General features: G+C 45.6%; 12 protein-coding genes. 10 read left to right on the top strand and 2 right to left on the bottom strand.

Annotated elements, in window-relative coordinates; genetic code table 11:
- The first annotated feature begins 155 nt into the window (after positions 1–155).
- From H0913_RS16165 to H0913_RS16130, 8 genes are all read left to right on the top strand, one after another.
- Entirely contained in the window at positions 156–1,295 is a 1,140-nt protein-coding gene (locus H0913_RS16165; RefSeq protein WP_181477602.1) for a glycerate kinase, read from the top strand.
- A 146-nt stretch (positions 1,296–1,441) separates the two neighbouring features.
- Positions 1,442–2,440 carry a 3-oxoacyl-[acyl-carrier-protein] synthase III C-terminal domain-containing protein gene (locus H0913_RS16160; RefSeq protein ID WP_154639363.1) on the top strand — a complete coding sequence of 333 codons (999 nt, stop codon included), beginning with the start codon at positions 1,442–1,444 and terminating at the stop codon, positions 2,438–2,440.
- On the top strand, positions 2,437–3,444 hold the full coding sequence (locus H0913_RS16155; RefSeq protein WP_181477601.1) for an NAD-dependent epimerase/dehydratase family protein: 1,008 nt from the start codon (positions 2,437–2,439) through the stop codon (positions 3,442–3,444). Before H0913_RS16160 ends, H0913_RS16155 begins: the two co-directional genes overlap by 4 nt.
- Entirely contained in the window at positions 3,441–4,241 is an 801-nt protein-coding gene (locus tag H0913_RS16150; RefSeq protein WP_154639361.1) for an MBL fold metallo-hydrolase, read from the top strand. The genes H0913_RS16155 and H0913_RS16150 overlap by 4 nt, the downstream gene beginning before the upstream one ends.
- Positions 4,238–5,515, top strand: a complete 1,278-nt coding sequence (locus H0913_RS16145) for a F390 synthetase-related protein (protein ID WP_181477600.1) — start codon at positions 4,238–4,240, stop codon at positions 5,513–5,515. Before H0913_RS16150 ends, H0913_RS16145 begins: the two co-directional genes overlap by 4 nt.
- Positions 5,512–6,141, top strand: coding sequence for a phosphatase PAP2 family protein (locus H0913_RS16140; RefSeq protein WP_154603517.1), 630 nt, complete (start codon positions 5,512–5,514; stop codon positions 6,139–6,141). Before H0913_RS16145 ends, H0913_RS16140 begins: the two co-directional genes overlap by 4 nt.
- Entirely contained in the window at positions 6,138–7,262 is a 1,125-nt protein-coding gene (locus H0913_RS16135) for a sterol desaturase family protein (RefSeq protein ID WP_154603516.1), read from the top strand. Before H0913_RS16140 ends, H0913_RS16135 begins: the two co-directional genes overlap by 4 nt.
- The gene (locus tag H0913_RS16130; RefSeq protein ID WP_154603515.1) at positions 7,249–8,355 is read left to right on the top strand and encodes a fatty acid desaturase family protein; all 1,107 of its coding nucleotides are present in this window, start codon (positions 7,249–7,251) and stop codon (positions 8,353–8,355) included. Before H0913_RS16135 ends, H0913_RS16130 begins: the two co-directional genes overlap by 14 nt.
- 105 nt (positions 8,356–8,460) lie before the next feature.
- Here H0913_RS16130 and H0913_RS16125 read toward each other — a convergent pair whose 3' ends face one another.
- Both H0913_RS16125 and aspA read right to left on the bottom strand, forming a co-directional pair.
- Complete coding sequence (locus H0913_RS16125; protein ID WP_181477599.1) at positions 8,461–9,783, bottom strand: anaerobic C4-dicarboxylate transporter; 1,323 nt, start codon at positions 9,781–9,783, stop codon at positions 8,461–8,463.
- A 140-nt stretch (positions 9,784–9,923) separates the two neighbouring features.
- A complete protein-coding gene (gene aspA / locus H0913_RS16120) occupies positions 9,924–11,348 on the bottom strand; it encodes an aspartate ammonia-lyase (RefSeq protein WP_154603513.1) in 1,425 nt (474 codons plus the stop codon).
- Positions 11,349–11,750: 402 nt separating this feature from the next.
- On the opposite strand from aspA, the gene H0913_RS16115 reads away from it, so the two are divergent.
- A complete protein-coding gene (locus tag H0913_RS16115; protein ID WP_181477598.1) occupies positions 11,751–12,311 on the top strand; it encodes an FxsA family protein in 561 nt (186 codons plus the stop codon).
- Between the two features lie 159 nt (positions 12,312–12,470).
- On the top strand, positions 12,471–12,761 hold the full coding sequence (locus H0913_RS16110) for a co-chaperone GroES (protein WP_108478399.1): 291 nt from the start codon (positions 12,471–12,473) through the stop codon (positions 12,759–12,761).
- Positions 12,762–12,791 lie beyond the last annotated feature (30 nt).

Here is a 12,791-nt window from a genome sequence, read left to right as displayed (position 1 = left end):
TATATATATATTATTCATAAATATGTTTCGAGAGAAAGATTTATATTTACTTCGTCATAAATATACAGATTTGTTTATTGATTATCGGCATTATTTTAAATAGTTTATAGAAATAAGAATAAATATGACATCGTGCAAATAAGGAATGCTGATTAATGAAAATTATCATTGCACCTGATTCTTTTAAAGAGAGCATGAGCGCCGAGCTTGCAGCTCAATCAGTGATAAAAGGTTTTCAACGCGTGTTTCCTGACGCAGAATATATTTCGCTGCCAGTGGCTGATGGCGGAGAAGGAACGGTGGATGCGCTGATTGCGGCGCAGCACGGCGAAAAAATACCAGTTACCGTGGCAGATCCTTTGGGGCTCCCTGTCATGGCTTATTATGGGCTATTAGCTGAAAGTAAGACGGCGGTGATTGAAATGGCGCAAGCCAGTGGGTTGATGTTAGTGCCTATAGCCAAGCGAAACCCGATGCTGACGAACAGTTATGGTACGGGAGAGCTGATAGCCAATGCGCTTGCTCAAGGGGTTGAGCGGATTATTCTAGGGATTGGCGGCAGCGCCACAGTGGATGGTGGTGTCGGCATGTTACAGGCGCTGGGTGTTCGATTTTATGATGAAAATCATCAATTACTGGGGAGCACGGGGAATATCCTTTCGCAGATAGCGCATATCGACATTCAGCAGCTTGATCCGCGTTTATCTCAGTGCAAAATCGACATTGCTTGTGATGTGAGTAACCCCTTGGTTGGGGAACACGGCTCTGCGGCAGTTTTTGGTCCACAAAAAGGCGCAACGCCAGAAATGGTGGCAGAGTTAGACAATGGGTTAAATCAGTTTGCGGCGCTTCTTCAGCAGTTAACGGGGACTGACTATCGTTATCTTGCAGGTGGCGGCGCAGCAGGGGGGATCGCCGTTGCAGCGGCTGCGCTACTCGGCGGTGAGCTTAAATCCGGTATTGAGATTGTGATGGACGCTTTAGCGTTTGAGCAACATTTACCAGATGCCGATTTGGTGATCATCGGGGAAGGTAGTATGGATGGGCAGACCGCTGGCGGAAAAGCGCCTCTTGGTATTGCGAGACTCGCGGCAAAACATCAGGTTCCGGTTATTGCATTAAGTGGTGTGTTAGGGGATGGTGTGAAAGGTCTGCACCAAGAAGGTGTCACGGCGGTATTTAGCATTCTGCCAAGATTGTCTTCGCTTAGTGAGGCGCTCAAGCAGGGGGCTGAAAACTTAGAAAATACAGCGTGCAATGTGGCTCGAGTATTGAATATGGGGCGCTATCTTTGAAATAAAAGCGAAGCGCATTTATTTGATGGAAAATAAGCTAACTTATCCAATATTTATTTTATATGCACTTTTTCCGATACCATGACGACGAGTTATTTGATAAATGAAAGGGTAATAAAGCAATAAACTACAAGAATAGGTAAAAAATGCTTAACCCCAACACGTTTGTGCCACTGAAAATTATTGCTTCTGGCATCGCACTACCCACACATAAAATATTGTCGATGGATTTGGATAAGCAGCTGAATAAGCCGAACGGTTACGTTGAAAAGCGCTCAGGGATCCGCTGGCGCTACCATGCATCCAATACCGATAGCCAAGCGGAATTAGCCGCCGCGGCGATTCACGATGCATTAACTCGCCACCATATTGATCCTGCTTCAGTGGATGCCTTGATTTGTGCATCGGCTATTCCCGTTCAAGCCCTACCTTGTAGCGCAGCTCATATTCTTGCAAGTTCAGCGCTTCACTCGGGAATTGCTTGCTTTGATGTGAATGCGAGTTGTGTGAGTTATTTATCGGCGTTGCAAATTGCGGGTGGGCTACTCGCTACTCATCAATATCGCCGAATTGCGATTGTCTCTGCGGATATTGCTTCTCGTGGGATCGATTGGGAACATGAAGAATCTTCGCTGATCTTTGGTGATGGCGCAGCTTGTACACTTGTTGAGCGCGGTGATGGGCATAGCGGCATTTTGGCATTTCGTTTGGAAACCTATCCTGAAGGACTGGATCTTTGTGAGATCAGAGCGGGTGGTACTCGCCGTAATCCACGCTCAGGGATGGAGCCGAGCGATTTCTTATTCCACATGAAAGGCAAACCGCTATTCAAGATGGCATCCGCCATGGTTGAGGATTTTATGGGGAGAATACTGTCTCAAGCGGGAGTGACCTTAGCGCAGATTGATACGGTAGTTCCCCATCAAGCGAGTCACTTATCCTTGGAACATATGCGCAAGCGCCTTAGTGTCACCGCCGAACAGTTAGTCGATATCTATGCCACACATGGCAACCAAGTGGCGGCATCAATTCCTTCCGCGCTACATGAAGCCATTATCACCGACCGTTTTTATGGCAAATCTCGCGTAATGCTGGTGGGAACCGCCGCTGGGCTAGCCTTATCGGCAATGGTGCTTGTGCCATGAAGATCTTAGTTACCGGCGCGACCAGCGGGCTTGGGCGCAATGCGGTCGAAATACTGCTACGAGAAGGGCATCAGGTGGTAGCTTGCGGGCGTGATTTGGCGATTGGTCAGATATTAGCTGATTCTGGCGCGGCATTTATTCCCATAGAACTGGCAACGTTAACACAGGAAAACGCACGGGAATTGATGTTGGGGTGTCAGGCCATTTGGCACTGTGCCGCATTATCTGCGCCATGGGGTGCACGTGAAAAATTTGAATCCATCAATTGGCAAGCCACCAAAACCTTGGCGCAGACTGCGGCAGAGCAGGGCATCGAGCGGTTTGTGCATATCTCCACGCCAGCTATCTATTTTAATTTTACTCACCAATACAATATCTTCGAATCAACGAATAACACGCAATTTGCCAATGATTATGCGCGAACGAAGTTCCTTGCCGAGCAAGAAATTACCAAGATAGTGCCGAATTATCCCTCAACTACGTTTGTGATTTTGCGCCCTCGTGGATTATTTGGTGCGCATGACCGGGTTTTATTGCCGCGTTTGATGGGGCAAGTTCGCGCCCGTCATGGCAAATTGGTGCTGCCGGCAGGGGGCAAAAATGCCTTCGATTTGACCTACGTTGAAAATGTGGTGGATGCCATGATGTTGGCAACCCAAAAACCGTTAAAAAGCGGGTCGGTATACAATATTACCAACCAAGACCCTCAGCCGTTGGCCACGACATTAAAAATGCTATTTGAGCAAACAGGTACTGAGTGCCAGATTAAATCAGCCCCTTATTCGCTATTATACGGTGTGGCATTTTGCTTAGAAAAATTGGCGATTATGCAGCGAAAAGAGCCGTTATTAACCCGTTATAGCCTCGGCGCTGCTTATTTCACGATGATTTTAAACAATCAACGCGCTCAGCAGGAACTCGGTTACATCCCACGTTATTCCATGGCGGAGGGCATCGCACGCACCGCAAAATGGCTTAATGAAAACCAAGAGGGCAAACCATGATGAACATTCGGGTATTTGAAGTGGGATATTGCACCCATCCCGGCTGTGTTGCCCTTAAAGGTGCCAGTATGAAAGCGTGTAAATTCCCCGCGCGGGCATGGCTGATTGAGGGGCATGACCAGCGCTGGCTGTTTGATACGGGGTATGCCGACCACTTTTATGACCATACCCGTGAAGGGATCATTCGGCTGTATCGAGCGGTTACGCCGGTTTATTTTGATACCAAAGATGCTCTCGTTTCTCAGCTTAAGGCGGATGGCATTACTCCTGCTGATATTACTGGGGTGATTATTTCCCATTTCCATGGTGACCATATTGCGGGGCTACGGGATTTCCCCTCTGTGCCGTTAATCTGTTCGGGGGAAGGGTGGCAAAAAACGCGCAATCTAACCGGATTTTCCGCATTACGTAAAGCCTTTGTGCGCGGATTGATACCCGAAGATTTCGAAGAAAGAGCACGGTTTTATGAAGGTTTTGAGCGTATTGAGCTCCCTGAAGCCTTAGCCGAATTAGGATTTGGCTACGCCATAAATCCTGAAAAAACGTTGATTGCAGTACCGCTGCCGGGTCATGCCGCGGGGCATACTGGGTTATGTGTGGCAACGGATGACGGCTGGATCTTGCTGGCGGGGGATGCGGCGTGGTCGCCAACAAATTACCGAGAATTGCGTGGGCCAATGGCGGTGGCGAATTTGATTATGGATGACAGCCAAGCCTATTACGACACGCTCAATAAATTGCATCAGATTGATAAACGTCAGATACCGATCCAATTGTGTCATGAGGGCGAGCTGTGAAACTGCTGAAAATCCTGTGGTATTACTGGCAGGCTCGTCGACTGCGTTTTACGGATCCCACAGCGCTAGAGCGATATCAACAGCGAAAATTGTCGGTATTTACTCAGCGTTTTTTACGGCGTAGCCCCTACTTTTCGGCCTATTGTGAGCAAGCACTTACTCAGTGGCCTGTGATGAATAAAGCCTTGATGATGCAGTATTTTGACCGTATGAACACCCAAGGGCTGAAAGTGGATGAGCTGCTTGCCTGCGCAAGACAGAGCGAATCTTCCCGTGATTTCTCCCCAACAGTGGGGAAATTCAGTGTGGGGTTATCGTCTGGGACATCAGGAAAACGCGGGGTGTTTGTGGTTAGCCCTGATGAGCAAGCTCGCTGGTCGGGAACCATGCTGGCTAAGATGCTGCCGGATGGGCTATTTGCCGGAGAGCGCGTTGCACTGTTTCTACGTGCAAACAATAACTTATATGAAAGTGTGAATAACCGTTGGCTCTCATTTCAGTTTTACGATTTGCTAGGGGATTTTGATGAGCATCTTGCTGCACTTAATCAATGGCAGCCTACCATTATTGTTGCTCCTGCTCAGGTGCTGGTGGAAATCGCAAAACGCCAGCAGCGAAATGAGTGCTCACTAACCCCAAAAAGGGTGATATCAGTGGCGGAAGTGCTAAATGCCGATGACAAATCCCTGCTAAAAACGGTTTTTGCAGATGTGGGCGAAGTGTATCAAGCGACGGAAGGTTTTCTTGGCTGCACCTGCCCTCATGGCACATTGCATCTGAATGAAGCTTTTTTGCATATTGAAAAACAGTGGATTGATGAACGCCGTTTTTCACCGATTATCACCGATTTTACGCGGCAAACTCAGCCCATTGTGCGCTATCAACTGGATGATATCTTGGTTGTTAGGGAGACCCCATGCCCCTGTGGCGATGCGCAAATAGCCATTGAACGCATCGAAGGGCGTAGTGATGACCAATTGGTGTTAACCAACCAACAAGGTGATCCAATAACCCTGTTTGCGGACGCCTGTAACCGAGTGATCTGTAATACGTTACCGACAGAAACAGATTACCGACTTCATCAACATGGGCAGTTATTCACCTTATCCGCGGATTGTGAGGAAACGGTGCTATTAGCATGTAAGCAAGCACTAACTGACTACTTTGAATTGCAAGGCGCGGTGACTGAGCATCTTCAATGGCAACTCAACACCAACCTGCCCGTGACCGTAATGGCAATTAAGCGTCGGCGGATCACGCGGGAGGCATCATGATAACGTCGATGTCAGTGTGGCAGCGCGTGGGGTATTTACTATTAGGTTGGGGATGTGTTGGGTTTATCTACTCATTGACGGGGCATATTTATTCTTCTGCACACGTTATTTCCCCCACGATAATTGATGATGCCATCGGTTATTCGCCAAATGCGGTATGGCTCTATCTCTCATTTTTCCTATTTATTCCCTGCGGTTATCTGCTGAGTCACGCAGAAAAAGTGAAGCCGTTAATGTGGCAGATGATCCTCTGTGCGGTGCTATCTGGCACGGTATATCTGATTTATCCAACCACAGCCGAGTTTCCTCAAAATATAGGGAGTGGGTTGACTCAACAGGCACTTGCCGGGTTATTGCAGGTGGATACGTCGCAAAATATGCTGCCTTCGCTCCACGTGTCATTGACGTTAATTGCATGGGGGGCTTTGTGTCGAAAAGGTCAATTTTTGAGAAACCTCTTGTGGCTATTGTGGGCGTTGATGATTATTTTTTCAGTCTTAATACTGAAGCGGCACCTGTTTATTGATGTGGTTGGCGGCGCGGCTTGTGCGTGGATAGCGATAACGGTTGTTCGTTTACTGACGTTTCGCTTATTGGCGGCTAATCCGTCACGGAGAGTGCGATGAATGAACTGACATTTCCCATTATCTTTATGGTGTTGATTGTGATGGTGGAAGCGCTGATTATTGCCTGTCAAAAGCGCGTTTCATTCAGTTGGCAAGATGTGGTTTTTAACCTTAATTCTGGGCATATCATGCTGTGGCTGTTCCGTGGGTTAGAACTATTTTGCTACGGTTTTGTGGTCACGCATTTTTCTTTTGGCCTTACCGATAGCTGGCCAACGTGGTTGGTGTGGTTGTTTACGTTAATTGCTTGGGATTTAGGGTTTTATTGGCTGCATCGTTTGCACCATCGTTACCGCCTTTTGTGGGCTGTGCATGTGGTGCACCATCAAGGGGAGCATTTTAATCTCTCGTTAGGGGTACGTAATTCGTGGTATTCCTCACTCACGTCTATTCCTTTCTTTCTGTTATTGGCGTTAATGGGCGTGCCGCTCACCGTCTTTATGACGGTATCCGTGCTTCATTATACGATTCAATTTTTTAACCATAGTGGATTAATTCCTCGGTTTAAATGGTTGGAATCGTGGATGGTGACGCCGCATCATCATCGGGTTCACCATATAAAAACGGGCGGGTACGCTAATCGTAACTTTGGCGGCAGCTTTATTATTTGGGACAAGCTATTTGGGACGTTTTCTGAATCTCCTGAAACGCCCCATCAATACGGTATTGGCGGTGAGGTTGCTACCGAAAATCCGCTGATAGATAGTAATCGTCCATTTTTGCGTATCTTGGGTGTGAAAAAAGTGAATAAACCAACGCATTCACCTCGTTATCACATCGGAAAAATGGGACTTGTGGGCGGGACATTGCTGCTGTTCACGTTGGTGATTGGCTATGTGTATCGCTATGGGTACGGTTTTAATGGAACGACCCTTGAGCAAGTTGGGTTATTTCTGCTGCTGGCGGCGGGGACTGTTGCGTTGTCTGGCTTATCGAGCGGTTATGGTTGGGGAAAATGGAGCTGGTTTGCGGTGGCTAGCCTGATGCTGTTATTGATCATCATTGCAGGCTGGTTGACGCCATTCTGGCTGGTGATGGGGGCGCTATTATGGTTGCACAGCCTTGCTGTGCTAATGGGCGTAGGAACAACACCTGTGGATGGCCGTGATGTACAAGCCTAAGCCATTACCGCCCCTCGCTTTTCGCCAACGGGATGACTTGGCTTTTCACCGTGCATTGCAGCAAGCCGCGAAGGGGTATCTGCAAGAAAAAAGCGATCACCGCTTTGCCGATGGCAGGGTTTATCTCAAGAGTTTGGCTCTGATTTTGGTGTGCCTAGGCAGCTACTGGCTGATGCTAAGTTCTCAAGGTGGAATTCTGTTTTTTGTGGGCTATCCGCTGTTTATTTTCTTCGCCTTATTGCTGGCGATTAATATGGTGCACGATGCCTCCCATAACGCCGTTTTTCAGCGAGGGGCGCTTAACCGGATTGTGAACTTTTGGGTGACTATTCCTTTAGGGTTAGACCCCGATTGTTGGCGCGTGCGGCACATTGTTTTTCACCATTCCCATACCAATGTTCGCCATTATGATCTGGATATTGAAGAAAATTTTTTACTACGCCAAACCCCATACCAGCGCTGGTATCCGTTTATGCGTTGGCAGCATTTGTATTGGCCGCTGATCGCAGCAATGACATTTCCTGCACTTATTTGGGGTTACGATTGGTTTGACCGTTTTCATTTTACGCGCGTTGCCCCAAAAATGCGCCATCAGGGCGCGAAAGGTATTGGGGTATTTTTGCTGAGTAAAATCCTGCATCTTTTCTTAGCCATATTATTACCGTATTGGGTTTTATCCCCTTATGGCATCGGCATTGGCACGTTATTGGGTGTTTATCTGCTTAGCCAAATGTTCGCGTCATTTATTTTTGTGGTGCTGATTTTGGGCACTCATTGGGCGAAAGCCACCTTTTATACAGCACCGGATTCAGGGCGCATGGAGCAAGGATTTTACACTCATACGTTCTCCACCACCTATGATTGGCAAACCACGCCGAAGTGCCTGACTTACTGGCTCGGCGGATTGAATTTGCATCTGACGCACCATTTATTCCCCAATTGGCACCATCGGCATTATCCAGCGCTTGCTCGTATTATTCAGCAAACTGCCGCGCAATTTGGCATGGATTATCACTGTGTTGATGCCAAAACCTTGTGGCGTTATCAGCAACGGTTTTTAAAGCGAATGGGAACAGGGGAAGGGGTTAGGTAATTTGGCCAGTATAAATATGTCAGCACAGAGGTGATTAGTGCAGACATAAAAAAACCGTGACTCGAAAGCCACGGTTTCTCTGTTTCTAAGTCATTGTATTGATGACTACAGCATCATACCGCCGAACAGGAAGCCGAAGGTAACGGCCAGTGCCACAGCGATAGTACCCGGAATAAAGAATGGGTGGTTAAAGACGAATTTACCGATGCGAGTTGTACCGGTGTCATCCATTTGTACCGCCGCAACCAGAGTTGGGTAAGTAGGCAGAATGAACAGACCGGATACTGCTGAGAATGAAGCGATAGCGGTTAATGGGCTAACGTTCAGAGCCAGAGCCATAGGCATCAGTGCTTTCGCTGTTGCTGCTTGAGAGTACAGAAGCGCAGAACAGAAGAAGAAGATAACTGCTAACATCCATGAGTGTTCGTGGATTAAGTCACCTGCAGTTTCTTTAATCCAATCAATGTTGTGTTGTACGAAAGTATCACCTAACCACGCAACACCTAAGATACAGATACATGCGCTCATACCTGCTTTGAAGGTACTTGAGTTCAGGATTGCATCAGTGTTTACACGGCACAGAACAGTGATTAACGTAGCCACAGTCAGCATGATGATCAGGATAGCGTTAGTGGTGTTCATCAGTGGGGTTGCTACAATGCCTAAACTTGGGCTGTTGATGATTGCGTAGCAAACTACACCAACAACGCCAAGTAAGAACAGCAGAACAGACGCTTTAGCACCTGGTTTGATCTCTTTAACTTGGCTACCGCGCAGTTCAACTAAGCCTTCAGCTAAACGTTTTTGGTAGATTGGGTCATCAGACAGTTTAGAGTTAAATGTCCAAGAGATAATGAAAGACATCAGGATGATAGCTAAGAACGTTGCTGGTAATAAAATACCTAACAGCGTGATGTAGCTAACGGTGTTACCAGCGCCAACCATTGCTGGGTTTTCCATGACCGATGCCATGTAAACAACTGCCGCAGAGATTGGTGATGCTGTGATACCAATTTGAGCTGCAACAACCGCCGTAGACAGTGGACGACATGGTTTCACGCCTTGCTCTTTCGCAACTTCTGCGATAACTGGCAGAGTGGCTAATGAGATATTACCTGTACCTGCGAACAGAGTCAGGAAATAGGTCACGATAGGGGCAAGGATAGTGATGTATTTTGGATTGCGACGCAGTAATTTTTCTGTTTGAGCAACCAAGTAATCCAAACCACCCGCAATTTGCATTGCAGAGATGGCGGCAATAACTGCCATGATGATAGAGATTACGTCAAAAGGAATGGTTCCCGGTTTCACGCCAATTGCAGCGAGTACCAGAACACCAAGGCCACCGGCAAAACCGATACCTATCCCTCCAAGACGGGCCCCTAAAAAAATGGCCAGCAGAACAATGACAAATTCTACGGCTAACATAGTGTTTACTCCTCGACAAAAATGAAAATTATGAAACTGTTATGTTAATTATTTGTGTGTGCATTCATGAAAAAAGGCACGCTATCCGGTGGAAAGTCGTGCCCTTATTCTTAAGAATTATTTATGCTAAACATAAATAATTAGTCGTCAAATCTTTTTGCTTTATATGCTGGATGTTTTAGGTTCTCAACAGAGAAGATATCATCCAGTTGCGCTTCGGTCAGCAGTCCGCGTTCTAGGACAACTTCACGTACGCTCTTACCTGTTTCAGCACAGATTTTACCCACGATATCACCGTTGTGGTGACCGATGAATGGGTTCAGGTAAGTTACGATACCGATAGAGTTGAATACAAACGCTTCGCAGATTTCTTTGTTAACAGTAATGCCGTTAACGCATTTTTCGACTAAGTTGCGGCATGCATTGCTCATCAGAGAAATGGATTCGAACATCGCTTGACCAATTGCTGGTTCCATTACGTTTAATTGTAATTGACCTGCTTCAGCAGCCATCGTTACGCAGATGTCGTTACCCATAACTTTGAAACATGCTTGGTTAACAACTTCAGGGATTACTGGGTTAACTTTTGCTGGCATGATAGAAGAACCTGCTTGTAATTCTGGCAGATTAATTTCTTTCAGTGCCGCACGAGGACCAGAGGAAAGTAAACGTAAGTCGTTACAGATTTTAGACAGTTTAACTGCTAAACGTTTCAGGCTAGCGTGAACAGTGATGTAAGCACCACAGTCAGACGTTGCTTCGATTAAGTCTTCTGATGGTACACAGGCTAAACCTGTTACTTCTGCTAATTTTTTAACAGCCAGTTCTTGGTAACCAGGGGCTGTGTTCAGGCCAGTACCGATAGCAGTTGCACCTAAGTTAACTTCGAGCAGTAAATCGATGCTACGTTTCAGATTTTTCTCTTCTTCTTTAAGAAGAGTTGCGAAAGCATGGAATTCCTGACCAACAGTCATTGGTACTGCGTCTTGTAATTGAGTACGACCCATTTTCAGGATGTCTTTGTACTCTTCTGCTTTACTTTCAAAACCTTTTTTCAGGTAAGTAACAGAATCGATTAACTTCAGAACAGAGTTATAAACCGCGATACGGAAACCGGTAGGGTATGCATCGTTGGTTGATTGGCTTTTGTTCAGATGGTCATTTGGGTTTAAGAATTCATATTCACCTTTTTTATGACCCATCAGTTCAAGACCGATGTTTGCCAGAACTTCGTTGGTATTCATGTTCAGTGATGTGCCCGCACCACCTTGGAATACGTCAACTGGGAACTGATCCATGCATTTGCCTTCATTCAAAACAACGTCACACGCTTTGATGATGGTATCTGCGATATTACGAGGAATAGTGTGCAGTTCTTTGTTAGCTAGTGCGGCTGCTTTTTTTACCATTACCATGCCGCGAATAAATTCTGGGACATCGTTAATGGTGCGGTCGCTGATATAAAAGTTTTCAATCGCACGCAGAGTATGAACACCATAATAGGCATCAGCTGGAACTTCTTTTTTACCTAACAGGTCTTCTTCGATACGAGTATTGTTTGACATGAGAACCTTCTTAATTAGATTACAGTTACTGTCCGTTTATGCGCTTTTAAAAATATATCCTAAAACTAAACTTCTAGGTGATTACCACCTATTACTCCTTTATCAGTATTATGTTCTACTGACTTATGGGGTGATCATATGCCCTTTATCACCCCATACCTTGAACCTAGATCATTTTATGGATTGATTAGTGCAATAGAATTTATATTGTGTGATTTAAATCACAGATAAGCCTTGTTAATGATCTTAGTCCATGAGTTGAAAATCACGATCAGAGACCCAATTATTATGGCTATACTGATGAAAAAAGCGAATATGAATAGTAGTCTCTTAGAGATAGTTCACAAAGGTTTTCATTTAGCCCCGAAAAATGCAGTAGCTTATTGATATTAAGGAGTACTTGTGCGCTGGTTACCACTAATTCTGATATGTATTTTGGTGTATATAGAGTCGGTCATTTTTGTCCGAGTTGCGGCTGAAATTGGTGTGTTGATGACATTAATTTTAGTGGTGCTCACATCCTGTTTGGGGGTTTCACTTGTGAAGAACCAAGGGATGAAAAATGTCATGCAAATACAACAAAAATTAATGAGTGGTGAAAGTCCTGCCGCTGAAATGATTAAAAGTGTGGCGTTAGTGTTAGCAGGATTTTTACTTATTGTTCCTGGATTCTTTACGGACTTTATTGGACTACTTTTATTACTACCACCAGTACAAAAATTATTTGTGATGCGTTTAATCCCGCACATCAAGTTTTACCAACCTGGAAATGGTTTTCAGGGTGGAGGTTATCAAAACGGCAATACCTTTGAAGGTGAGTACCAACGCAAGCAAGATGACCCTTCTTATACTATTGATCGTGAAAGTACTATTGATCGTAAAAGTACTATTGATGGTGAAAGCCATCGTGTTCCTGACGATAAATCTTCAGATTCCAACCAAGATAACCCGCCTAAACCTTAATTCCCTTTGAACTGTAGGGAGATAAATAATAAAAAAATTTATCTCCCACCCCTTGAAGTCTTAGTTATTCATCCCAATCTCCTGAATCATGGTACTGGTGAAGATCACCTTGGTATCGACCTTTTACCCGTATGGACTTTATTTGTAGGAGAACTATTAATGAAAATTCGTCCATTGCATGACCGTGTTATCGTTAAACGTAAAGAAATCGAATCTAAATCTGCTGGTGGTATCGTGTTAACTGGCAGTGCTGCGGGCAAATCAACTCGTGGTGAAGTTATCGCTGTGGGCCAAGGCCGCATCCTCGAAAATGGCGACGTTAAAGCGCTGGATGTGAAAGTTGGCGATATCGTAATTTTTAACGACGGTTATGGCGTAAAAGCTGAAAAAATCGACAACGAAGAAGTGTTAATCATGTCCGAGAGCGACATCTTAGCAATCGTTGAATAAGAATTTTCACTTAAAACTTTCATCAAACGA

The sequence above is a fragment of the Providencia rettgeri genome, from assembly GCF_013702265.1.
GTDB lineage: Bacteria > Pseudomonadota > Gammaproteobacteria > Enterobacterales > Enterobacteriaceae > Providencia > Providencia zhijiangensis.
This window is presented reverse-complemented; position numbering and strand designations above follow the sequence as displayed.

What these genes read in the sequence shown, in the direction of transcription:
- H0913_RS16165 (WP_181477602.1), top strand. Translation starts at nt 156, where the DNA reads ATGAAAATTATCATTGCACCTGATTCTTTTAAAGAGAGCATGAGCGCC.
- H0913_RS16160 (WP_154639363.1), top strand. Translation starts at nt 1,442, where the DNA reads ATGCTTAACCCCAACACGTTTGTGCCACTGAAAATTATTGCTTCTGGC.
- H0913_RS16155 (WP_181477601.1), top strand. Translation starts at nt 2,437, where the DNA reads ATGAAGATCTTAGTTACCGGCGCGACCAGCGGGCTTGGGCGCAATGCG.
- H0913_RS16150 (WP_154639361.1), top strand. Translation starts at nt 3,441, where the DNA reads ATGATGAACATTCGGGTATTTGAAGTGGGATATTGCACCCATCCCGGC.
- H0913_RS16140 (WP_154603517.1), top strand. Translation starts at nt 5,512, where the DNA reads ATGATAACGTCGATGTCAGTGTGGCAGCGCGTGGGGTATTTACTATTA.
- H0913_RS16135 (WP_154603516.1), top strand. Translation starts at nt 6,138, where the DNA reads ATGAATGAACTGACATTTCCCATTATCTTTATGGTGTTGATTGTGATG.
- H0913_RS16130 (WP_154603515.1), top strand. Translation starts at nt 7,249, where the DNA reads ATGTACAAGCCTAAGCCATTACCGCCCCTCGCTTTTCGCCAACGGGAT.
- H0913_RS16125 (WP_181477599.1), bottom strand. Translation starts at nt 9,783, where the DNA reads ATGTTAGCCGTAGAATTTGTCATTGTTCTGCTGGCCATTTTTTTAGGG.
- aspA (WP_154603513.1), bottom strand. Translation starts at nt 11,348, where the DNA reads ATGTCAAACAATACTCGTATCGAAGAAGACCTGTTAGGTAAAAAAGAA.
- H0913_RS16110 (WP_108478399.1), top strand. Translation starts at nt 12,471, where the DNA reads ATGAAAATTCGTCCATTGCATGACCGTGTTATCGTTAAACGTAAAGAA.